We start from the raw sequence: 22,725 nt of genomic DNA, 5'->3' as shown, positions 1-22,725 counted from the left end.
CACGTGGCAATCTTAGTCGATGATCGCGTTCAGCGTCGCGCTGGGGCGCATCACCCTGGCCTTCTCTTCCACTGACGGGAGATAATACCCGCCAATATCCACGGCCGGCCCCTGTACCGCCGCCAACTCGGCAAGGATCGCGGCTTCGCCATCTGCCAGCGCCTTGGCAACCGGCGCAAATTCGGCCGCCAGACCGGCATCATCCGTCTGTGCCGCCAGCGCCTCGGCCCAGTAGCGCGCGAACCAGTAATGGCTGTCGCGGTTGTCCGGTTCCCCCACCTTGCGGCTGGGCGACCGGTTATTGTCCAGGATCCCTTGCGTGGCCGCTTCGGCAGCCCGGCCCAGCACTCCGGCCTTGGCGTTACCCCGGCTGTCGGCCAGAAAATTCAGCGATTCCCCAAGGGCACAGAATTCCCCCATCGAATCCCAGCGCAGGTGGTTTTGTTCCACCAGCTGCTGCACGTGTTTGGGGGCCGAACCGCCCGCGCCGGTTTCAAACAGCCCGCCGCCCTTCATCAGCTTCACGATCGACAGCATCTTGGCCGAGGTCCCAAGCTCCAGAATCGGGAACAGATCGGTCAGGTAGTCGCGCAGCACATTGCCGGTGATCGCGATGCTGTCCTTGCCCGCCGTGATGGTTTCCAGCGACTGGCGGGTTGCCTCGCGCGGGGCCATGATCAGAAACTTGTCCGCCACACCAGCGGCTTCCAATGCGGGCTTCACGTACTGGATCAGTTCCGCGTCATGGGCACGGTTTTCGTCCAGCCAGAAAATCGCCTCGGACCCGGTCAGTCGCTGACGGTCCATCGCCAGCTCGATCCAGTTCTCGATCGGGGCCTGCTTCACTGTGCAGGCGCGCCAGATGTCTCCGGCTTCCACGTCATGCGAATGCAGCGTTTCGCCATTGGCCAGAACCACGCGGATGGTGCCATCGGCAGGCGCTTCGAACGTGGTGGGGTGGCTGCCGTATTCCTCGGCCTTCTGCGCCATCAGTCCGACATTGGCCACCGACCCGGCGGTGGTCACGTCCAGCGCGCCGTTGGCCTTGAAGAAGTTGATGGTCTCGTCATAGACGGTCGAATAGCAACGGTCGGGGATCACGCAATTCGTGTCGCCCTTGGCGCCGGTTTCGTCCCAACCCTTGCCGCCCGCGCGGATCACCGCCGGCATCGAGGCATCGATGATCACATCGCTGGGCACATGCAGGTTGGTGATGCCCTTGTCGCTGTCCACCATATACATGGACGGGCGTTCCAGCGCGGCGATCCCGGCCTTGATCTCTTCTGCATTATCCAGGGTGTCAATGGCGGCCAGAACCGCGCCCAGCCCCGAATTCGGTGCCCCGCCGGCGGCCACGATCGCCTCGCCATGCTGCGCCCAGACCGGCCCCAGCCACGCCTTGACCGCGTGGCCAAAGATGATCGGGTCCGACACTTTCATCATGGTCGCCTTCATGTGAAGCGAGAACATGGTGCCGTCTTTCCGGGTATCCTCGATGGCCTCGGCCAGGAACCCGCCCAGCGCCCTGGCGCTCATAAAGGTCGCATCCGCCACCGTGCCAGCGTCCAGCGGCCAGTTGTCCTTCAGCACGCTCACGCTGCCATCCTTGCCGACAAACTCGATCTTCGCATCCCCGGCCTGCGCCCCGGTGATGGTGGCCGACACTTCGTTGGCATAGAAATCATTGTCCGGCATGGACGACACCCTGGTCTTGCTGTCGCCTGACCATGTGCCCATCGAATGCGGGTTGTTCCGGGCATAGTTCTTTACGGCCCTGGCCGCACGACGGTCCGAATTGCCTTCGCGCAGAACCGGGTTCACGGCAGATCCCTTGATCGCATCGAATCGCGCGCGGATCGCCTTGTCCGCGTCGGTCTGCGGGTCTTCGGGATAGTTCGGAATGTCATAGCCCTGCGCCTGCAACTCCGCCACGGCGGCGGTCAGCTGTGGTACCGAAGCCGAGATATTGGGCAGCTTGATCACATTCGCGGTCGGCGTCTTCACCAGTTCTCCCAGCGCGGCCAGATCGTCGGACTGGCGCTGCGCCTCGGTCAGGTTTTCCGGAAAGGTCGCGATGATGCGCCCGGCCAGCGAAATATCCGGTGTGCCCACCGTGATTCCAGCCGCCGAAACGAACTTGCGGATGATCGGCAGGAACGAGGCCGAGGCCAGTTCGGGCGCTTCGTCTACAATGGTATACAATATGTCTGCGGATTTATGGTCTGCCATTTTCTCACAACCTTTTTTTCAGCGTCGGGATAGTGTCTCGACTAGAGATTTGGGGCGGCCGGGGCCGGGTTCCGTCAATTTCATCGTCGCGCGCCACGATGGCCGGGCACGGGTCACGCCCCCTATAGATCGGGTCGCGTCAAATATCAATTCTTCGCAATCGCCCCCGCCCGAGCATTTTGACGCGCCCCGGTCATCCAGCGATCCAGCGCCGCCGCCTGATCCGCGTTCACCCGCAGCCCCAGCTTGCCGCGCCGCCACAACACATCATCCGCCCTGCACGCAAATTCCCGTGTCATCAGCCATGTCACTTCGCGCGCATACAGGGTCGCGCCAAAATCCGTTCCCAGATCGTCAACCGAATGCGCATCGCCCAACATGTCGCTTGCCTCGGTGCCATAGGCCCGCACCAGCCGCGCCGCCCAGGCACTGTCCAGAAACGGATACGCGCCTTGCAAACCCTCGATCTGCGCCGCCACGCCATCCACCGCAAAATCCCCGCCGGGCAGCGGCACGCCCGCCGTCCAGCCCGCCTTTTGCATACCCAATGCCGGTCCCAGCTTGCCCAGCGCCGCCTCGGCCAGCCGTCGATAGGTCGTGATCTTGCCGCCGAACACATTCAGCAGCGGCGCACCGGGATGTTCCAGCTTTAGCACATAATCGCGCGTCGCCGCCGTGGCCGAGCTTTCCCCGTCATCGAAAAGCGGCCGCACCCCGGAATAGCGCCATACAATGTCGGCCATCGTCACGGGACGTTCGAAATATTCCGACGCGAAATCGCACAGATACTGCGCCTCCTCGTCGGTGCATTCCGGGCGTGTGTCCGGCCCGGAATGGGGCTGATCCGTTGTCCCGATCAGCGTGAAATCCTGCTCGTAAGGTATCGCAAAAATGATCCGCCCATCCCGGCCCTGAAAGAAGTAGCACTTGTCGTGATCAAACAGCCGCCCTGTCACGATATGGCTGCCTCGTACCAGCCGCACACTTTCCTGACTGTCCCGCTGCATCACGCCGCCGATCACCTGCGCCACCCAGGGCCCGGCCGCATTCACCAGCGCGCGCGCCAGCGTGACCGATCGCGCGCCGCTCTCGACATCCTCGCAGGTCACATGCCACAGCCCGTCACGGCACTCCGCCGCCACCACCTTGCACCGCGTCCGGATCCGTGCCCCGCGCGCCGCCGCGTCGCGCGCGTTCAGCACCACAAGGCGGCTGTCCTCGACCCAGCAATCGGAATATTCAAACGCCTTTTCGAACCGGTCCTTCAGCGCCGCACCCACCGGATCGGCCTTCAGGTCCACGCGCCGGGTTCCCGGCAGGATCCTGCGCCCACCCAGATGGTCATACAGAAACAGCCCCAGCCGGATCATCCAGACCGGTCGCCGTCCCTCCATCCAGGGCAGGAAAAAGCTCAACAGCCTGGACGCCGACGTGTCCGCATCAAACCGCATCTCGCGGTTATAGGGCAGCACGAAACGCATCGGCCAGCTGATATGCGGCATTGCCGACAACAGGGTTTCCCGCTCGCTCAGGGCCTCGCGCACCAGCCGGAGTTCGAAATACTCCAGATACCGCAATCCGCCATGGAACAGCTTGGTCGAGGCCGAAGACGTGGCCGAGGCCAGATCGCCCATTTCCGCCAGTTCCACCACCAGCCCCCGCCCCGCCGCATCCCGCGCGATGCCGCAACCATTGATTCCGCCGCCGATCACGAACAGGTCTACCGGTCTCTTGTCTTGCGAATCCATGCGAACACTTCCGAAGGTCAACGGATACCATCAACGCGCAACCGAACCGGATTTCAACCCGAACCCGCGCCAATGAGCCAAAGACCGGATCGCGGATCGTTGTGTATTCAAAAGACTCTCTTGAAAGTGGCGATCCCTGAAGGACTCGAACCCTCAACCTGCTGATTAGAAGTCAGCTGCTCTATCCAGTTGAGCTAAGGGACCGCTTGCGATTGTCCCTAGCGCAAATCCGGACAGGGGAAAAGACCTTCCCGCAAGTGGCGGCGGGTTCCGTGTCGACCGCCAGGCGTGGATCGTGCCAAACGTCGGTCATCGGCCCATCCGCTGCTTTTTTGATCAAAAAAATCGACACCGCTTTGGCACGTTCCCGGAAACGCCCGCATTCTCGTCTCAAGCCCCTCCCGGCTCTGCTTTTCTTGCCATTTCCGACATTACCCGGCGTGATTTTTCGTTGCGAACCACCGCAGGCTGTGGTTGCTCCGGGCCGTATTCCGGTCAGTATATCGACAAAAGCGCCCGGCTTCGCATTGCATCGAATCAATTTTTTGATCAAATATGGCGATCATCATCCAACGACACGCCGGAGCCGCGTATGCCCTTTGCCTCCTCAGCCTGCGATATCGCCCATAGTTGGGGCGATTCAGGTTCTGGTGACCGCGGGGTCAACTTCGCCTTTGCATCGCCCCGGCCCATGCGCGCAATATCACCACAGGCCGCGCGCCAACCGGGCGACAGACCCCGGATGCCAATGACCAAGGAGGGATCCCGATGAACCAATCGGCCGAGAAAACCGTTTTCGCGCCCTGGCACGACCCGGACGAAACACCGCTGATCGCGTTTTCGAACGTCACCAAGCGGTTCGGCGATTTCACCGCCATCGATTCGATCAGCCTTGATATCTACCGGCGCGAATTCTTTGCCCTGCTTGGCCCCTCGGGCTGTGGCAAGACCACGCTGATGCGGATGCTGGGCGGGTTCGAAACCCCGACATCGGGCACCATCACCATCGATGGGCAGGACATGGCGGGCGTGCCTCCCAACAAACGCGCGGTGAACATGATGTTCCAAAGCTACGCGCTGTTCCCGCATCTGTCCGTCTGGGACAATATCGCCTTCGGCCTGCGCCGTGACAGACTGCCCAAAGAGCAGGTCGCCGCGCGAGTCGAAGAGATGATCAAGCTGGTCCGGCTGGACAAATTCGCCCGCCGCAAGCCGCACCAGATTTCCGGTGGCCAGCGCCAGCGCGTCGCGCTGGCCCGCTCGCTGGCCAAGGCGCCCAAGCTGCTGTTGCTTGACGAACCGCTGGGCGCGCTTGACAAGAAACTGCGCCAGGACACGCAGTTCGAACTGATGGACATCCAGGAAAAAACCGGCACCACCTTCGTGATCGTCACCCATGATCAGGAAGAGGCGATGACCGTCGCCTCCCGCATCGCGGTGATGGATGACGGCCGTCTGATCCAGGTCGACACACCCGACCGCATCTATGAAACCCCAAATTCCGTCTACGTGGCCGATTTCATCGGCGACGTGAACCTGATCGAGGGCAACGCCAGCCCGCGCGGCGACGGCAAGACCCTTCTGCACTGGGCCGAGGGCCAGCCGCCGCTGGTGGCCGAATGCCCGCACGCCCCCGAGACGCAGGCGCGCTGCACCTTTGCCATCCGCCCCGAGAAAGTCTCCATTTCCAAGGACCGCCCGAGCGACCGCACCAACGTCATACAGGGCAGGATCGAAGACATCGCCTATCTGGGCAGCCTTTCGGTCTACAGCGTGCTGCTGGCCAACGGCACCCGCGTCAAGGCCCAGACCGCCAACAACCGCCGCCTGTCGCGCCGGGAACTGACCTGGGAAGACGATGTCTGGCTCAGCTGGACCGAAACCGCCGGCATCGTGCTGGACAAATGAGGGCGCATCCATGAATTTACGCCGCTTCTCGCTGATCTCGGTCCCGTATCTCTGGCTGTTCCTGCTGTTCCTTGTGCCCTTCGGCATCGTGTTCAAGATCTCTCTGTCCGATTACGCGATCTCGATTCCGCCCTACACTCCCACGCTTGATCTCGCCACGGGCTGGGCCGGGTTCAAGACGTTTCTGTCCGAGCTGGATTTCGAAAACTACGTGTTCCTGACCGACGACGATCTGTACTGGAAGGCCTATCTCTCCAGCCTGAAAATCGCGTCCATTGCCACCGCGCTTACCCTGCTGGTCAGCTTTCCCATCGCCTATGGCATGGCCAACGCGCCCGATGAATGGCGCCCCACGCTGATGATGCTGGTGATCCTGCCCTTCTGGACCAGCTTCCTGATCCGGGTCTATTCGTGGATGGGCATTCTCTCCCAGGAGGGCTTTCTCAACCAGTTCCTGATGGGCATCGGCCTCATCTCGGAACCGCTGATCATCCTCAATACCAACTGGGCGGTCTATATCGGCATTGTCTACACCTATTGCCCATTCATGATCCTGCCGATCTATGCCACGCTGGAAAAGCTCGACACCTCGCTCAACGAGGCCGCCGTCGATCTGGGCTGTTCGCGCACCTCGGCCTTCTGGCTGATCACCATGCCCCTGGCCCGTCCGGGCATTATCGCGGGCTGTTTTCTGGTCTTCATCCCGGCCTTGGGAGAATTCGTGATCCCCTCGCTTCTGGGTGGGTCGCGCACATTGATGATCGGCAAGGTGCTTTACGAGGAATTCTTCGCCAATCGCGACTGGCCTGTGGCCAGCGCGGTGGCGGTGGTGCTGCTCCTGATCCTGATCGTCCCGATCGTGATGTATCAGCGCAATCAGCAAAAGATGATGGAGGCGGAACAATGAGACGCCTGACATGGTTCAACACCACCTCGCTTGCACTGGGATTTGCCTTTCTCTACCTGCCGATGGTGATCCTGATCATCTTCAGCTTCAACGAAAGCCGTCTTGTCACCGTCTGGGCCGGTTTCTCGACCAAATGGTATGGCGAACTGCTGCAAAACCAGGCCTTTCTGGATGCCGCGCTGGTCACGCTCAAGGTGGGCGTTGCCTCCTCCACCATCGCCACCGTGCTGGGCACCATGGCGGCCTATGTGCTGGTGCGCGGCGGGCGCTTCTTCGGGCGCACGCTGTTTTCCGGCATGATCTACGCGCCACTGGTGATGCCCGAAGTCATCACCGGCCTTTCGCTGCTGCTTCTGTTCATCTCGATCGGGCTGGATCGCGGCATGTTCACCATCGTTCTGGCCCACGCCACCTTCTCCATGTGCTACGTGTCCGTGGTGGTCAGCTCGCGCCTTGTCAGCTTTGACAAGTCTCTGGAAGAGGCCGCGCTTGATCTGGGCAGTTCCGCGTTCGAAGCCTTCCGCCTCGTTACCCTGCCGATCATCGCGCCCGCAGTGGTGTCGGGCTGGTTGCTGGCGCTGACCCTGTCGCTGGACGATCTGGTGATCGCCTCCTTCGTGGCCGGACCGTCCTCTACCACGCTGCCGATCAAGATCTTCTCGTCCGTGCGTCTCGGCGTCAGCCCGGAAATCAACGCGCTTTCGACCATCCTGATCCTGATTGTCGCGGTCGGCACGATCTCGGCGTCGCTTGTCACCAAGCGCGCGGTCAAACGCCGGCAGGCCGAAGAACAGATGGCAGCCGGCTGATGCCCGACACGCTGCCCGGGCGGCACCTGTACGAGCCGATGGCCTATGGCCCTGCCCCCATCGCCGACAATTTCTGGCGCACCACGGCCACCCCGCCCGCCTGCCCGCCGATCGACGGGGCACAACACTGTGAAACAGCGGTCATCGGCGCCGGATTCACCGGGCTGAATGCCGCGCTGGCGCTGGCGCGGGCCGGACAGGATGTCGTGGTGCTGGACGCGAACCAGCCCGGCTGGGGCGCATCCGGGCGCAATGGCGGGTTCTGCTGCCTTGGCGGCGCCAAGCTCGATTTTGACGGGCTGGCCAAGCGCCACGGTGCCGGGGCGGCCCGCGAATACCTTGACGCCGAACGCGCCGCCGTCGATCACGTCGCCGCCCTGCTTGCCGATCATGGCATCGAGGCCGACACCCATTCGCGGGGCGAAACCCTGTTGGCGCACCGCGCCTCACGCATTGCGGCGTTGCAGGACGGGGCCGCCTATTACCAGCGCCATTATGGCATCGCCCCCACGGTCCTGCCGCGCGAGGCCCTGCCCGAACACGGCCTGAACAGCCCCGAGTTTCACGGCGCGCTCACCGTCCCCATCGGCTTTGCCCTGAATCCGATGAAATACATCGCCGGTCTGACCGACGCCGCGCGCGCCGCCGGGGCCCGCCTGCATGGCAACAGCCCCGTCGCCGCGCTGAGACGCGACGCGACAGGCGCCCACCTGCTGCACACGCCCACCGGCACCATCCGCGCGACCAACCTGATCCTGGCCACCAACGGCTATGGCGCCGAAGACCTGCCGCGCTGGCTGGGCGGACGGGTGCTGCCGGTGCAAAGCTCGATCCTCGTCACCCGCCCCCTGTCCGGGCACGAACTGACCGCGCAGGGCTGGACCAGCCGCCAGATGAGCTATGACACCCGCCACCTGCTGCATTATTTCCGCCTGTTGCCGGACAACCGGATGCTATTTGGCCTGCGCGCCGATTACCGCGCCACCCCGGCCGGCTTTGCCGCAACCCGCAAACGGGCGCGGCGCGATTTCGACCGTATGTTCCCCGCCTGGCGCGGCGTGGACACGGCGCATTTCTGGTCCGGCCTGGTGGCACTGGCGCGCAACCTCACGCCCTTTGCCGGGCAGGTGCCGGGGATGGACAACACCTGGGCGGCGCTCTGCTATCACGGCAATGGCGTGGCAATGGGAAGCTATGCCGGCCGGCTTCTGGCAGCCCGGATCACCGGCACCGGCCCCCCAACACCCGGCCTCATGTCAGCCCCGCTGCGCCGGTTCGAACTGGGATCATGGCGCCGCCTGATCCTGCCGCTGGTCTATGGCTGGTACGAAATACAGGACCAGATCTGAATTCCGCGCTACCTCCCGGCGCGGCGCGAATACAGGTCCGGCCTGGGATTGGCGCTGGCGTGGTCGTTGATCTTGCGGATGCTCCACTCCACCGCGTCCCGCATCGCCGCGCCCAGCGCCGAATCGAACGCCCCGGCAATGTCGATCATCTCGTCGCTTTCGGCCTTGCGGGTCTTGGCAAATCCGCTCGAGGCAATGATCTGTTCGTTGAAGGCATCCAGGATCTTGATGTTCAGCCGAACCCGAACATCCAGCAAACTGTCTTCGCCCGCCCCTTCGGGCACCTCTGCCTGAAACTCGCGCAGATCCGACACGATGACATAATCCGCCCGCAGCCCCACGCCTGACCGCCCCACGGCGGCCACCTTGCCGCTGTTTTCAAAGCTCTCCACCAACAGCGTCTGCACAATCAGCGGCGCACGATCCACCCAGCGCACATTGGGCAGGTACTGCACCTGCAACGGGTTGGGCATCACCGCCACCTGGTCGGTATCCACCGCCGAGGTGGCGGTTGGCTCCTCTACCACGATCTGCTGATTCAGGCGCGGAAGGGATGATGAAAACGTGCTCTTGGGTGTCAGCGCATACAGATCGGACGGCGTCGCCGCCCGGCTCAGCGTGCCGATCCCGGCACAGGCGCTCAGGCCGGACATCGCGAGAAGGGCAAGGAAAAGGGAAACCCGTGTCATCGGCGGAACTCCGAATTTTGTGTACCAAGCAGGAAGCGGGCCGGATCGCGTTCGACCCGTTTGGCCAGCCGTTCAAGATTTCCGACCAACAGCCGCGATTCCTCGATGAACCGCACAAACTGTGGCAGACCGATCCGCATGAACTCGCTGACCTGCAAACGGTTGGCCTGCACGATCCCGTCCACCGTCGCCATCAGATCGGCCGCCGATTCCGAGGCCGCCAGCACCTCGTCCGCCACCCTGTCAAAGTCATCCGACACGCCGGTGACAGTGGTGGTAAAGGCGTCCACGGCCCGGCGAATGTCCACCACCATACCGTCAATATCCTCGTCGATAATCGCATTGACCGAGGTGAATGTCTGTTCCGCGGCGCCCAGCGTGCCCTCGGCCGATTCCATCGCCGTGCTGATCGCGGCCAGCGTTTCATTGGCATTGGCAAACGCATCCGTCGCCGCCGCCAGCGCCACGCCGCTCTCATCGGCCAGCCTGTCAAACGTGCCCGCCGCCCCGCCGACCTGTGCGCCAACCTCGTCGATCACCCGGTTCGCTGTCTGCGCCGCGTCCCGCACATCCGCCATCATGCCGGGCAGATCGTCCTGCACCGCCACATTGATCGTTTCGATCGCCGCCCGCGCCTCTTGCGCCGCCACCCGCGCATCCGCCACCAGCGCCGCACCGTCTTCGCGTACCAGCGCGCCGATGATGTCAGAGGTCTCCGTCACCGAGGCCAGCATGTCCTCGGCCTGCGCCACCGACTCCCGGAACGCCGCCAGCGTCGCCTGCGCCTCGCCCAACCTCGCCGTGGCCTCTGCCAGCGCCACCTGCGCGCTGCCCGACAGGGCGCGCGCTTCGGTCTCCACCGTGGCCAGCGTGCTTTGCGTCTGGTCGATCAGCCCCGGCAGACGCTGCTCAGCCAGATCGCGCGCCGTGGCCATCGTCGCGGTGGCCTCGTCCGCCAGCGGCCGAATATCCTCTTCCAGAACGCTGCCCGCCACATCCGATGTCCTGCGCACCGACTCCAGCGTTTCACCGGCCTTGAGCGACGCGCCTTCAAGCGCCGAGATCGCGCTTTCGGCCTGCGCCACCCGCGCCTGCACCTCCGCGCCCACGTCCTCGTAGCGCGCCATCAGCCGCGACGCATCCTCACCCACTATCGCCACCTGATCCTCGACCACCGCGGCCGTGTCCTGCAACTGCGCCACCAGTTCGGGCAAACGCTCGCCAATCAGCCCCTGCGCCGATTGCATCGCCGCCACCACCGATGGCTCGAGCGTCTTGACAACACTGTCCAGCGTACGCGCCGCCTCGGCGCCACGTTCGATGAAATCCATGAGCTGGCCCTGCATCAGCCCGTCCGCCGTGGCAAAGGCTTCGCCCGCGTTGTCCACCGCCCCGCGCACGCCCTGCAAGGTTTCCGTCGCCTCCTGCAACGTCACCTCCGCCGTGTCCGAAAGGGTCTCCAGCCGGTCGGTGAACCCGGCAATCGCCTGCGCCGCCTCACCCAGGTTGCCCGACAGGGTTTCGAAATCCGCCAGCGCACTGTCCAGCCGCCCCGATGCCGAGCTGAGATTGCTCAGCATGTCCGACACCGCCATGCGGTTGTCATCATTCAACACCTCGCGCACGTCTTCCAGCAACGCAATGGCCTTTTCCAGCAACTGCGGCGCGCCCTCGAATATCGATTGCAGCGCGCTGGATTCGCTTTGGATCACGCCCCCGCGCGGCAGGCGCGGCGCATCCGCCGAGCCACCCGACAGCGCCACATAGCTGACGCCGGTCACGCCTTGCGATTGCAACTGCGCAACCGTGTCGGTGTGCACCGGCGTGGTCGCGTCCAGTTCCAGACGAACCCGCACCTTGGCCGGATCCTCCGCGTCCAGCCGCAGATCCACCACCTGCCCCACCGGCAAGCCGTTATAACGCACATCCCCGGCGCTGCTCAGCCCGGCGACATTGTCAAACAACACATCGTAATAGGCGTATTGCCGGTCCACGTCGATCTTGGCCAGCCACAACAGAAACCCGAACGCGCCGATAATGCCCGCCAGGGTAAAGGCGCCGATCAGGATATAATTCGCCCGTGTCTCCATGATCCTACCCGCGTCCCAAACCCTTTTCCTGCGCCGCACGTGCGCGCGGGCCGGTGAAATATTCCTGGACCCAGGGATGATCGACCTTCGTCATCTCCCCGATCGGCCCCTCGATCAGAACCTTCTTTTCCGCCAGAACGGCGATCCGGTCGCAAATCGCATACAGGCTGTCCAGGTCATGCGTGACCATGAACACCGTCAACCCCAGCGAGCGTTGCAACTCGCCGATCAGTTCGTCATACGCTGCCGCGCCAATCGGGTCGAGTCCCGCAGTGGGTTCGTCCAGAAACACGATCTCCGGGTCCATCGCCAGCGCCCGCGCCAGCGCGGCACGCTTGCGCATCCCGCCGGAAAGCTCTGACGGGAACTTGCCACAGGCCAGTGGCGGCAGGCCGACAAGGCTGATCTTCAACTCGCCCAGCGCCCGCATCAACGCATGGCTCATCTTCAGATGTTCGCGCATCGGCGCCATCACGTTCTGCAACACGGTCAGCGCCGAAAACAGCGCCCCGTCCTGAAACGCCACCCCCCAGCGTTGCTCCACGGTCTGGCGATCGGCGTCGCTGGCGTTCAGCACATCCACGCCCAGCACGTCGATGCTCCCGGCGGCGGGCCGGTTCAGCCCCACGATGGTGCGCAACAGCACCGACTTGCCGGTGCCCGACCCGCCCACGATGCCCAGCACCTCGCCGCGCCACACATCCAGATCCAGATTGTCATGCACCACCTGCGCCCCGAACTGGTTGCGCAACCCCCGCACCGTGATCACCGCCTCACGGGTCTCGCCGGCGCCCTGCACCTGCTGTTGCATCACACCGTCCATCATATCCCCATCTCCGCGAAAAAGATGGAAAACAGCGCGTCAATCGCGATCACCAGAAAGATCGACTGCACCACCGAAGCGGTGGTGCGCTGGCCCACGCTGGTGGACGATCCGCGCACCTGAAAAGCCTGCCAGCAGGCGATCACCCCGATCACCACGGCAAAGAACGGCGCCTTGATCATGCCCACGGCCAGGTGCCAGAAATCGGTGTTTTCCTGCAACCGGGTGATGAACATGCCCGGGCTGACACCCAGATTGATCCAACTCATCAGGGCACCGCCAAACAGCCCGGCCATGTTGGCGATGAACCCCAGGATCGGCAGCATGATCAACAGCGCCAGCACGCGCGGCAATACCAGAACCTCGATCGGGTCCAGCCCAAGCGTGCGCATCGCGTCGATCTCTTCCTGCACCTTCATCGACCCGACCGAGGCCGTAAACGCAGAACCCGACCGGCCCGCCACGATAATAGCTGTCAGCAGGATCCCCAACTCGCGCAGAACCGAGATCGAAATCAGCTCGACAACGAACACTTCCGCTCCGAACTGCTGCAACTGTGTCGCGCCCTGAAACGCCAGCACGACACCGATCAGAAATCCCATCAGCGCCACGATCGGCACCGCCTTGAATCCCGCGTCATCCATCTGGCTGACCAGAGACGCCCCCCGCAACGTCCATGGCCGCACCAGCCCCTTGGCCAGCGCCGCCAGAGTCTGCCCCAGAAAACTCAATATCGAGGCGGTGTCCTTCCCCGCCCCAACCACACCCTTGCCCAGCCGCTCAAGCCAAGGCACAAGGCCGCGCGCGGCCTCCTCCTCGCCATGTTCTTCCGGTATGGCGTCGCGCACCGTATCAATCAGCGCCCGGTGCGCGTCCTTCACGCCCACAAGCTCCACCGCGACACCCTCCGCCTGCAACCGTGCCATCAGATCGCAGATCAGCCAGGCGCCGCCGGTATCCACGACATCCACTTCGCTCATGTCGATGCGCAATGGCCCCGTCCCGCCCGACAAGTCGGCAAAGCGCTTCTCGACGGTTCCCAACGAACGCGTCAGGAACCGCCCGGCCAGATGCAGGACGGCCCCCGAATCGGACCCCTCCAATGTGAGACTTGGCGCAGACATGGGCCAATCAAAGGTGGATTCGCCCGTCAACTGCAATCAAAACCTCGGAAATCGCGCGCGAATCCTGCCCTTCGTCGCGGACAAACCGCACGGCCGGCGCCCCACCCGCGCCTATTCCCCCCGCGCCCGCCATTCGCGCCACCGCAACACCGCATTGGCACCGATCTCGCGCAACGGGCGCGGCGGCAGGCGTTTGGGGTCCGGCTGGGTACTGAAATGACGGGTGATGTCGCTGGTCTCGCCACAGGCCAGCTCCGCCGCGCCGATACCCGTCAACGTCCCGCGCGCCGTGCCCAGCCCGTTCTGCACACAGGCCGAGAACACTCCCTCCTCCACCTCGCGATTGACCGCCACACCGTTCAGGCTCAGACACAGATGCCCGGCCCAGGCATGTTCCATCGCCATTCCGGCCAGTTGCGGGAACCGCGCATCGAACTTGCGTTGCATCACCCGCGCGGCCCGCGCCAGATCACCTGCCCGGGGGCGCATTCCGGGGCGCAGAACGGCGCAGCTGCGGGTCACGATCCGGTTGCCGCCCTGCCCGCTGTCGATCCGCCGCACCGTGGTGCCCATCGGGTCGGACGGCGTGATCCCCCAGCGCGGCGCCCCGCCCAACGCCGCCAGCGCCTCCGGGCCAAGCTCCGGCGTCATCACCGCGAACAGGAAGATCTGCATCAGCCGGTCACGGGCATAACCGAAACTCTCCAGATGCCCGTTGACCGCCAGGATCACCCGCCCCGCCGACACCGCCCCGCGCGGCGTCTGCACCCGCCAGCCGCTGCCATCCCTGCGGTATCCCGTGACCGGCGAGGCCTCGTAGACATCCACGCCACTGCGTGTCAGTCCCGCCGCCAGCCCGCGCACATACCCGGCCGGCTGCAACATTACCGTGCCCGGCGTATACAGCCCCGAGCGGTAATACCCGCTGCCCGTCAAGTCGCGCATCTGGCGCGCATCCAGCATTTCGCAAGGCTCGCCCAGCGCCTCCAGGTGCCGTGCATAGCTTTCGTTATGGGCCATGGCCGCAGCACCCGCCGCGCCATTCACCTTGCCCGCCGGGTCCAGGTATTCGGGCGCAATACCATAAGCCCGCGCGGCGTCCGCGGCAAATTCCTGGGCCCGCCGGTTCAGCGCAATCAGCGCCCGTTCGTCCCCCGCGCCGGCATAATCCGCGCTGGTCAGATCATGCGGCAGATCGATCATGAAACCCGAATTGCGCCCCGCCGCGCCCTCGGCCACGCGCCCGGCCTCCAGCACCGCGATCCGCGCGCCTGGCTGCAACCCGGTCAGCCGCCGCGCCGCGCTCAGCCCGGCAAAGCCCGCGCCCACCACCACAAAATCCGCCGTCCGGTCCGCCTCCAGCACGCGCGGCGCGCCCTGCGGCTCCAGAATGGCATTCCACGCCGCCACCCCCCGCTGAACCGGAAGGCGGCGCGCCGTTCTCTGCATCAGTCCACCGCCTCGTCGGCATCATCGGCCAGATCGATCCACAGGGTCTTCAGCCGGGTATACTGATCATGCGCCGCCAATCCGTTGTCGCGCCCGCCGAACCCCGATTGACCATAGCCGCCAAACGGCGTCGTGATATCGCCCTCACCAAAACAGTTCACCGTCACCGTCCCCGCCCGAAGCGCCCGCGCGCCGCGAATGGCGCGTTTGACATCCGACGTGAAGATCGATGCACACAGCCCGTATTCGGTATCGTTGGCCAGCGCGATGGCCTCGTCAAACCCGGCCACCTCGATCACGCTCAGCACCGGCCCGAAAATCTCTTCACGCGCCAGCCGGTCGGAACTGTCCGGCACCGCAACCACCGTCGCCTCGACAAACCCATCCCTGGCCCGCCCTCCGATCAGAACATCACCCGCACCGCTCAGATACCCGGAAACCTTGTTGAAATGCGCCTTGCTGACCAACGCGCCCAACCGCGTTTCCGGGTTCAGCGGGTCGCCCGTGTTCCAGTGCCGCACATGGGCCTGGATCCGCGCCAGCAACGCGTCCCTGACCGCCCTGTGCACGATCAGACGCGAACTGGCCGAACAATTCTCGCCCATGTTCCAGAACGCCCCGTTCACCACATGCTGCGCCACACGGTCAAGATTGTCGGCATCCTCCAGCACCACCGCCGGGTTCTTGCCGCCCATTTCCAGCACCACCTCCTTGGCGTTGCTCTCCCCGGCATAGGTCAGGAACCGCTTGCCGGTTTCGGTTGACCCGGTGAACGACACCATGTCGATATCCATGTGCCGCCCGATCGGCTCGCCCACCTCGGCCCCGCCCCCCGGCACCACGTTCAACACCCCCCGAGGCAGCCCGGCCTCGGCGGCCAGCCCGGCCACCCGCAAGGCCGTGAGCGCGGTTTCCTCGGCCGGTTTCACCACCACCGAACAGCCCGCCGCCAGCGCGGGCGCGATCTTCCAGGCCAGCATCAGCAAGGGGAAATTCCACGGCAGCACCAACCCCACCACCCCCACCGGCTCGCGCAGGATCATCGCGATGTGATCATCCGAAGGCGGCGACACCTGATCATAGATCTTGTCAATCGCCTCGGCGTGCCATGTCAGACAGTTGACGGTTTCGGGCAGATCGACGGTTTCGCAGTCAAAGATCGTCTTGCCGCTGTCCAGGCTCTCCATCACCGCCAGGTCGCGCGCGTTGCGCGCGATCAGCCTGGCCAGCCGGATCAGCACCGCCTTGCGCTCTGCCGGGGGGCGCCGCGCCCAGCGCCCGTCCTCGAACGCCGCCCGCGCCTTTTGCACGGCGAAATCCACGTCGTCCGCCCCACAGGCCGCCACCTGCGCCAGCACCTCGCCAGTGGCCGGGTTCACCGTGTCAAACACCGCCCCCGAAATCGCGGGCCGGTAGCTCCCGTCGATAAATGCCCCGCCCGGAAAATCCAGACCGGCGGCAATCGCGCCATATTCGTCCCGTGTCAGCAATGCCATGTCTCAGCCCTCCGCCTGTATGCCGGCAACCGTGCGGGTCAGCACCCCCACCACCTGTTCCAGCACCCGCTTGTCGTCCTTGTTCAGCCCCTTCAGGGGCGCGCGCACGGCCTCTGCCGGGATGCCGTTCAGCGTCACGCCATATTTGATCGTCTGGATGAACTTTCCGCCCTGCTCCAGCACCCGCATCAGCGGCAACATCGCCGACATGATCCGCCGCCCTCTGGCGAAATCGCCGTCCCGCCGACAGGCGTCATACAGCGCCACATGTTCGCGCGGCAGAAAATTTGATCCGCCGCACACCCAGAACGGCGCGCCCCAGGCAAAGAACTCCAGCGCCTGATCGTCCATGCCACAGCCCAGCGCGATATGCGGGTATTCCCGCGCCAACAGATGCACCCGGTTGATATCGCCCGAGCTTTCCTTGATGCCACAGAAATTCCGGCTGCGCCCCACCCGGTCCAGAAAGTCTTCGCCCATCATCGTCCCGGTCCGGCCGGGGTAATTGTACAACATCACCGGCAGATTGGCCGCCTTGTCGATGGCCAGCGCATTCAGCGCATTTTCCCGATCCGTCGGCACCGCATAGGGCGGGCTGGCCAGCAGGATCGCATCCGCCCCCATCTCGCGCCCGCCAAGGGCCAGCGCGATCGAGTCGCCGGTCAGCATCGCGCCGGTGCCCATCACAAATGGCAGCCGCGTGCCCAGCCGGTCTTTCGTGAACCGCGCAATCTCCAGCCGTTCGGCAACTGTCTGGGCGTAATTCTCGCCCGTGGATCCGCCCGAGATCAGCCCGTGCACCCCGTTTTCAACAAGGTAGTCCACCACATCGGCCAGCGCCTCCCAGTTCACCGCCCCGTCGGCGTGATAGGGTGTCACCACCGGCGTATATATGCCCTCGAACCGGAATATCGGTGTCATCTCATCCCCTCCGCCGCTCCGGGCATCGCGCCCAATGTCATGGTCAGCCCGTCCGGCATCACGAACATCTCGATATGGCCGCGCGACAGGTTCCAATGCGCCTCGGCCAAAGCCTCTGCCGCATCCGCGTCGCGCGCCTCGATCGCGGCTATGATCGCCTCGTGATGCGCGCTGGCCTCGGCCACGTTCTCGGCCATCCGCGCGTCGCCGGGCCGGTAGAACGTCATCGAGATCCTTGCGTGATCAATCAACAGCCGGTGAAAGCTGGGCAACAGATAGACATTGCCCGCCATCTCGCCCGTGACCTCGTGAAACCGGTTGTTGGCCAGCGCCCGGTCCGCGCCGCCACCCGTGCGCAACGTCGCCCGAAACGCCGCCTGTGCGTCCTTCAGCGCGGCAATCTGCACCGGTGTGGCATTCAGCGCCGCCAGCCGCAGGATCGCGCCATAGATCATCGGTGCCGCCAGAAAGAAATCGCGCAGCGTGGCATAGCCCATCTCGCTGACCCGCGCGCCGCGATTGGCGCGCAGATCCAGATAACCCGCGCCCGCCATCTCGCGGAACACCTCGCGCAGCGGTGTGCGCGACAGACCGAACGCCTGGCTCAGCGCGGCCTCGTCCAGATCGCTGCCCGGCGCCAGGCGCAGGGTCAGGATCGACATTTTCAGATGGTCATACAGCTGTTGCCGCCGCTGTCTGGCTTCATCTTTCATCATCGCTCCCCATGCCTGTGAACGCAAAGCGACTCATCCGCTTCCCCATTGCATATCTCATGTACTTTATTTGAATACACTTTGTACACAACAAATTCGTTCCCCCGTAACCCCCCGACGGATCGCGCCCCCGGGCCGTGTCTGTCCCTGTTGTGATCAGATCAGGTGCGCGCCGCTTCGAACTGCGCCCAAACCTCGCAAAACCGTTCGAAATCGAACCCGTCCCGCGCCGCTTCCAGCACGATCCCTTCGGTCTCCAACAATTTTCGGATCGCGCCTTCCAACGTTGCAATCACCGCTTGCGGCACCACCAGCGCGCCGTGCCGGTCGGCGTGGATCAGGTCGCCCACCGTCACCTCCATCCCGAAAATCGTCACCGGCGTGCCAACCTCGCGCACATGCACGAAACCGTGGCTCGGCCCGATCGATCCGGCAACCACCGGAAACCCCTCGGGCAGGTCGCCAAGATCGCGCATCACCCCGTTGGTCAGCGCCCCGACCATGCCAAACCCCTTGTGCACGCTGGTGTTGATCTCGCCCCAAAAGGCACCCACGGCATGGGGATAATCCACGTCTTCCACCACGGCAACCGAGGGCAACGGCCCGTCGGCCATATGCTTGTAATAGGCCATGCGCCGCGCGCGGATCACCTCGGGCGGCTCCTGCGGCGGATTGGCGGCGGCAATCCTGGCGGTGCGCGCATAGCCCACGATGGCCCCTTCCCCGGGCGCCGAACACAGCATGGTGCCGCGCGTGAAACGGTTGAAGCCGCGCTTGCCCTCGGCCACTTCGATCGCGTTGCACACGGTCGGCGTATCGACCTTGCGCAACAGCTCCAGCAATGATGGTGTCATAGGTCCTCCAGCCAGCGCCCCAGCGCTGCATTTGTCCGTTCGGGGGCTTCCAAGGTTGGCAAATGCCCCGCGTCCTCGATGATTTCCAACCGGCTGTTATTCAACAGCCCGTGTATCAACTCATGCCGTTCCACCGGGCACAGCACATCTTGCCGCCCGCACAGCACCAGCGCCGGCCCGTCAAAGCCGCGCAGCGTGTCGCACTGGTCGCGCCGGTCTCGCAAAGCCTTTGACTGGTTGATAAAAACATCCGGCCCAAGATCCGTTGCCATGACCATGCACAACTCCAGAATGGCCCCTCTGTCCGGCCCGTCCGCCAGGTAGTTCGGCTTCATCTCGTCCCGCATCACGCGGCGCAACTCGCCCGCCTTCGCCGCCGCGATCTGCGGCCCGCGCCGCGCCTTCGCCGCCTCGGTCTCGGCGAGCGGGTTGGTATCCATCAGCGCCATTCCCGCCACGCGCTCCGGCGCCCGCCGCAGCACTTCCATCGCCAGGATACCGCCCATCGACAGCCCGGCCATGGCAAACCGGGCGGGCGCGCAGGCCAGAACGTCCGCCGCCAGCGCACCCATGTCGTCACGCGCCCCCATCGGCATCGACATCATCGCCACCTTCCCGGAAAAGGCCGCGATCTGCGGCCCGAAAAGGCGCGCGTCGCACATCATGCCCGGCAGCAGCAAAAGGGGTGTCATCAGACCAGCCCCGCCCCCTCGGCCAGGGCGCCCAGCTTGGCATAGGCGATCTCCGGATCCACCGCGCCGAACCCGGCGAATGTGCCAAAGCCACAGTCGCTTCCCGCAATCACCCGCTCGCGCCCCACGATATCCACGAACCGCCCGATCCGCTGACGCACCAACTCGGGATGCTCGACGAAATTGGTCGTCGTGTCCACCACACCGGGGACCAGCACCTTGTCGTCGGGAATTTCCGCCTTGCGGTCACGGAACGTGGTCCATTCATGGGCATGGCGCGGGTTGGACGTTTCAAACAGCACATAACGCGATTTGGTTGCCATCAGCGTCGAAAACACCTTGTCCATGGCGATGTCACAGCAATGCGGGCCTTCGTAATTGCCCCAGCAGATATGCACGCGCACCCTGTCCTGCGGCACGTCCCGCAGCGCATGGTTCAGCGCCGCCACATGCATATCCGCCACCTTGACAAATTCCTCGTCGCCGAGATCGGTGAACAGCATGTGACGGCTGAGCGCAAGGTCCGGGCAATCCAGCTGCAAATCCAGCCCCGCCGCCACGATGGTTTCATATTCTGCCTTCATCGCATCGGCCAGCGCCGCAAGATAGGCCTCGCGCGTCTTGTAGAAATCGTTCTGCAAAAACAAGGAGATCACTCCGGGACTGGCGGCATTCATGAACCCGCGCTCCACCCCGTGCGCCGCCATCGCGGCCTTGAGGTTGGCGATATCCTTTTCCAGCTCGCCCTGCCCCTTCGATGTCACCGCGCCCACGCATTTGGGGCGCGCATATTGCGGTGTGCCGCCATCGTCGGCCAGCCGTTGCAGGAAGCCCGGAAACATCTTCAGATCGGCGGGCGCGTTGCGCTCGCTGTCTCCGGCAAACCCGGTGTAGCGATCCTTCACATAGGTGGCATAGGATATTTTCGAGGTTTCGCCATCGCTGACGATATCCACCCCGGCGGCCACCTGCCGGCGGACCGTTTCATCCACCGCCGCCGTCATGCAGGCATCGAACGCGGCCTGATCGAACGGCTTTTCATGCTCGCGCGCAAAGATGAAATCCACCACTTCTTGCGTGCGCGGCAGGCTGCCCACATGGGTTGTCGGAATACGCATCGGTCTGTCCTCTCACGGCTGTTTCAGCTTGCGCGCCAAAAGCACGCTGTGTTTTTCGCATTCCGGATCCTGTGCCAGAAACCCGGTCATCAACATCCCGCAATCTTCCAGCAGGCCGGCATATTCGGCCGGCGACAGGCTCGCGTGATATACGGTTTCGCCGCCGACACGCCCTGTCACCTCTGCGTTGCCATGCCCCACCGTCACCAGCAACTGCCCCCCGGGCTTCAGATGCCGCCCCAACAGGGGCAGACAGGCGCGTTGCTCGTTGCGGGTCAGATGAAAGAAACTGTCCCAGGCCACGATTCCGTCAAACTGCTCGCCCAGATCCAGCTTACGCATATCCGCCAGCCGCCAGTCGCCCTCGGGCCAGCGCCCGCGCGCAATCGCCAGCATCGCTTCGGCATAGTCCACGCCGGTATAACGAAACCCCTCGGCGATCAGCCAGCTTGCGATCGGCTCGCCCGCGCCGCATCCCAGGTCCAGCACCCGGGCGCCGCGCGGTAAACCGTCGGAAAACCGGGCCAGCCAGCGCGCCTCGAAAAGCTTGCGGCTCCGGTCGCGGTCAAACTGTTCGGCCTGGTCCTCGTAAATCTGCCGCGTCTTGTCCGACAGGTCCGTCGCCATCTCGCTCATTTCCTGTCCTTTCCCGTCCTTCCCCGTCCCGCATCGGGAGGCCGTCGCGCAACGGCCTCCCGTGCAACAGTGGCCTGGCTTAGCCCGCCCAGGTGGCCCCGGCCGGATCATCCGTCGCGGTGACGCGATAGAGGCTCGCCTCGCCCGTCATCGAGGGCGCCAGCGCGTGCCGTTCGCCCGCATTCACCAGACAGGTATCTCCGGGGTTGAGCACAGTCGCGCCCCCGTCATGGCGCAGCTTCCAATGGCCACGCACCGGCATCAGAACGGTCGGCTTGTCATGCGCGTGCATCTCGTCCGGGATCGAATTGCGGCTCAGGAATTCCACTTCGAATCCCGGCTTGTCCCGCAACAGCGCATCCTCGCCGATCACCTTGGCCGGCTTCCTGCCGGACAGCGCCATCAGATCCCAATAGCGCGCCACATAGTCGCGCACCACCGCCTCCACCGGCACTTCCGGGAAAGACTTCAGCTCTTCCTCGCGCAACACCGGCATCGGGCCCACGTTATGGGGCAGGCTCTCGCCCTTCTTGCTGTCATACAGAACACCGTTTTCCCCCAGGATCAGCCCGTGGTCCCGGGCGTCCTCGATCACCTGCGGCGCCCATGTCACGCCGCCTCCGGCATCGTCCCCTCCCAGAATGGCCATGATCATCCCGTAATCCGTCCCGATATTCTCGAACCCTCGGAAAATCCCGGTCGGAATGTTGAAGATATCGCCCTCCTCGGCCACGAATTCCCCGGCATCTCCCCAGCGCCCCCAGAAGAACCGCCAGCGGCCCCTGAGCACGAAAAACACTTCTGCGGTGGTGTGGCTGTGCAGCGAGTTGCGGCATTTGGGCGGCTGCCCCGCCGCACCGATGTTGAACCCGATCTTGTCAGTCAGGTGCACGTGCTGGTCGGGGCTTTCGCTGACGCCGCCGCCAATGATGGTAAAGTTCTCTTTCTGATCGCTGCCCGGCGTATGGGCGTCGATAAAGGCTGTCTTGCAGGGTTGCAGGTCGCCATAGCGCACGATGCGGTCTTGGATGGACATTTGCTTTTCTCCGTCGCGCCCCGAGGGTTTACCGGGGTCGCTTGCAAAATTGAAACGGTCTCGGGTCAGGCCCGGACAAGGTCTTTCAGATCACCCTGGCGGTCCCGGGCGGGCGGTTGTTCAGCCGGCGCGCC

At 64.3% G+C, this 22,725-nt stretch carries 19 protein-coding genes and 1 tRNA gene; 4 read left to right on the top strand and 16 right to left on the bottom strand.

Going from position 1 to position 22,725, the window contains the following annotated elements; all coding sequences use genetic code 11:
• Positions 1–12: 12 nt before the first annotated feature.
• The 3 genes from I3253_RS00300 to I3253_RS00290 form a co-directional block, all read right to left on the bottom strand.
• The gene (locus tag I3253_RS00300; RefSeq protein WP_197915627.1) at positions 13–2,229 is read right to left on the bottom strand and encodes an NADP-dependent isocitrate dehydrogenase; all 2,217 of its coding nucleotides are present in this window, start codon (positions 2,227–2,229) and stop codon (positions 13–15) included.
• 146 nt (positions 2,230–2,375) lie between these two features.
• Positions 2,376–3,977: a glycerol-3-phosphate dehydrogenase gene (gene glpD, locus I3253_RS00295; RefSeq protein ID WP_197915626.1), complete on the bottom strand. Its 1,602-nt coding sequence runs from the start codon at positions 3,975–3,977 to the stop codon at positions 2,376–2,378.
• Positions 3,978–4,104: 127 nt separating this feature from the next.
• Positions 4,105–4,181: transfer RNA gene (locus I3253_RS00290), tRNA-Arg, on the bottom strand.
• A 564-nt stretch (positions 4,182–4,745) separates the two neighbouring features.
• On the opposite strand from I3253_RS00290, the gene I3253_RS00285 reads away from it, so the two are divergent.
• The 4 genes from I3253_RS00285 to I3253_RS00270 are packed head-to-tail and all read left to right on the top strand — an operon-like array spanning position 4,746 to position 8,950.
• A complete protein-coding gene (locus tag I3253_RS00285) occupies positions 4,746–5,885 on the top strand; it encodes an ABC transporter ATP-binding protein (RefSeq protein ID WP_197915625.1) in 1,140 nt (379 codons plus the stop codon).
• Positions 5,886–5,895: 10 nt separating this feature from the next.
• Entirely contained in the window at positions 5,896–6,792 is an 897-nt protein-coding gene (locus I3253_RS00280) for an ABC transporter permease subunit (protein ID WP_197915624.1), read from the top strand.
• Positions 6,789–7,601 carry an ABC transporter permease gene (locus tag I3253_RS00275; RefSeq protein WP_197915623.1) on the top strand — a complete coding sequence of 271 codons (813 nt, stop codon included), beginning with the start codon at positions 6,789–6,791 and terminating at the stop codon, positions 7,599–7,601. The genes I3253_RS00280 and I3253_RS00275 overlap by 4 nt, the downstream gene beginning before the upstream one ends.
• A complete protein-coding gene (locus tag I3253_RS00270; RefSeq protein WP_197915622.1) occupies positions 7,601–8,950 on the top strand; it encodes an NAD(P)/FAD-dependent oxidoreductase in 1,350 nt (449 codons plus the stop codon). The genes I3253_RS00275 and I3253_RS00270 overlap by 1 nt, the downstream gene beginning before the upstream one ends.
• Positions 8,951–8,958: 8 nt before the next feature.
• On the opposite strand, the gene I3253_RS00265 is transcribed toward I3253_RS00270, so the two are convergent.
• From I3253_RS00265 to I3253_RS00205, 13 genes are all read right to left on the bottom strand, one after another.
• Entirely contained in the window at positions 8,959–9,639 is a 681-nt protein-coding gene (locus tag I3253_RS00265; protein ID WP_197915621.1) for an ABC-type transport auxiliary lipoprotein family protein, read from the bottom strand.
• A complete protein-coding gene (locus I3253_RS20395) occupies positions 9,636–11,729 on the bottom strand; it encodes an MCE family protein (protein WP_232236858.1) in 2,094 nt (697 codons plus the stop codon). Before I3253_RS20395 ends, I3253_RS00265 begins: the two co-directional genes overlap by 4 nt.
• A gap of 4 nt (positions 11,730–11,733) precedes the next feature.
• A complete protein-coding gene (locus tag I3253_RS00255) occupies positions 11,734–12,552 on the bottom strand; it encodes an ABC transporter ATP-binding protein (protein WP_232236905.1) in 819 nt (272 codons plus the stop codon).
• Complete coding sequence (locus I3253_RS00250; RefSeq protein ID WP_197915620.1) at positions 12,552–13,676, bottom strand: ABC transporter permease; 1,125 nt, start codon at positions 13,674–13,676, stop codon at positions 12,552–12,554. Before I3253_RS00250 ends, I3253_RS00255 begins: the two co-directional genes overlap by 1 nt.
• Before the next feature lie 111 nt (positions 13,677–13,787).
• On the bottom strand, positions 13,788–15,128 hold the full coding sequence (locus I3253_RS00245; RefSeq protein WP_232236906.1) for an NAD(P)/FAD-dependent oxidoreductase: 1,341 nt from the start codon (positions 15,126–15,128) through the stop codon (positions 13,788–13,790).
• Positions 15,125–16,621 (bottom strand): aldehyde dehydrogenase, encoded by a 1,497-nt coding sequence (locus I3253_RS00240; protein WP_197915618.1) that lies wholly within the window; start codon positions 16,619–16,621, stop codon positions 15,125–15,127. Before I3253_RS00240 ends, I3253_RS00245 begins: the two co-directional genes overlap by 4 nt.
• 3 nt (positions 16,622–16,624) lie before the next feature.
• Positions 16,625–17,542: a dihydrodipicolinate synthase family protein gene (locus I3253_RS00235; RefSeq protein ID WP_197915617.1), complete on the bottom strand. Its 918-nt coding sequence runs from the start codon at positions 17,540–17,542 to the stop codon at positions 16,625–16,627.
• Entirely contained in the window at positions 17,539–18,255 is a 717-nt protein-coding gene (locus I3253_RS00230; RefSeq protein ID WP_197915616.1) for a GntR family transcriptional regulator, read from the bottom strand. The genes I3253_RS00235 and I3253_RS00230 overlap by 4 nt, the downstream gene beginning before the upstream one ends.
• 161 nt (positions 18,256–18,416) lie before the next feature.
• Positions 18,417–19,109 carry an RraA family protein gene (locus tag I3253_RS00225; protein WP_197915615.1) on the bottom strand — a complete coding sequence of 231 codons (693 nt, stop codon included), beginning with the start codon at positions 19,107–19,109 and terminating at the stop codon, positions 18,417–18,419.
• On the bottom strand, positions 19,106–19,801 hold the full coding sequence (locus tag I3253_RS00220; RefSeq protein ID WP_197915614.1) for an alpha/beta fold hydrolase: 696 nt from the start codon (positions 19,799–19,801) through the stop codon (positions 19,106–19,108). The genes I3253_RS00225 and I3253_RS00220 overlap by 4 nt, the downstream gene beginning before the upstream one ends.
• Positions 19,801–20,919, bottom strand: a complete 1,119-nt coding sequence (locus tag I3253_RS00215) for a cobalamin-independent methionine synthase II family protein (RefSeq protein ID WP_197915613.1) — start codon at positions 20,917–20,919, stop codon at positions 19,801–19,803. Before I3253_RS00215 ends, I3253_RS00220 begins: the two co-directional genes overlap by 1 nt.
• 12 nt (positions 20,920–20,931) lie before the next feature.
• Entirely contained in the window at positions 20,932–21,555 is a 624-nt protein-coding gene (locus I3253_RS00210; protein WP_197915612.1) for a class I SAM-dependent DNA methyltransferase, read from the bottom strand.
• Between the two features lie 79 nt (positions 21,556–21,634).
• A complete protein-coding gene (locus tag I3253_RS00205) occupies positions 21,635–22,591 on the bottom strand; it encodes an AraC family ligand binding domain-containing protein (RefSeq protein WP_197915611.1) in 957 nt (318 codons plus the stop codon).
• Between the last annotated feature and the right edge of the window lie 134 nt (positions 22,592–22,725).

The organism is Thiosulfatihalobacter marinus (genome assembly GCF_016019955.1).
Classification (GTDB): domain Bacteria; phylum Pseudomonadota; class Alphaproteobacteria; order Rhodobacterales; family Rhodobacteraceae; genus Shimia; species Shimia marinus_A.
The sequence above is the reverse complement of the archived record's forward strand: the minus strand, read 5'-3'. Positions and strand labels throughout refer to the sequence as shown.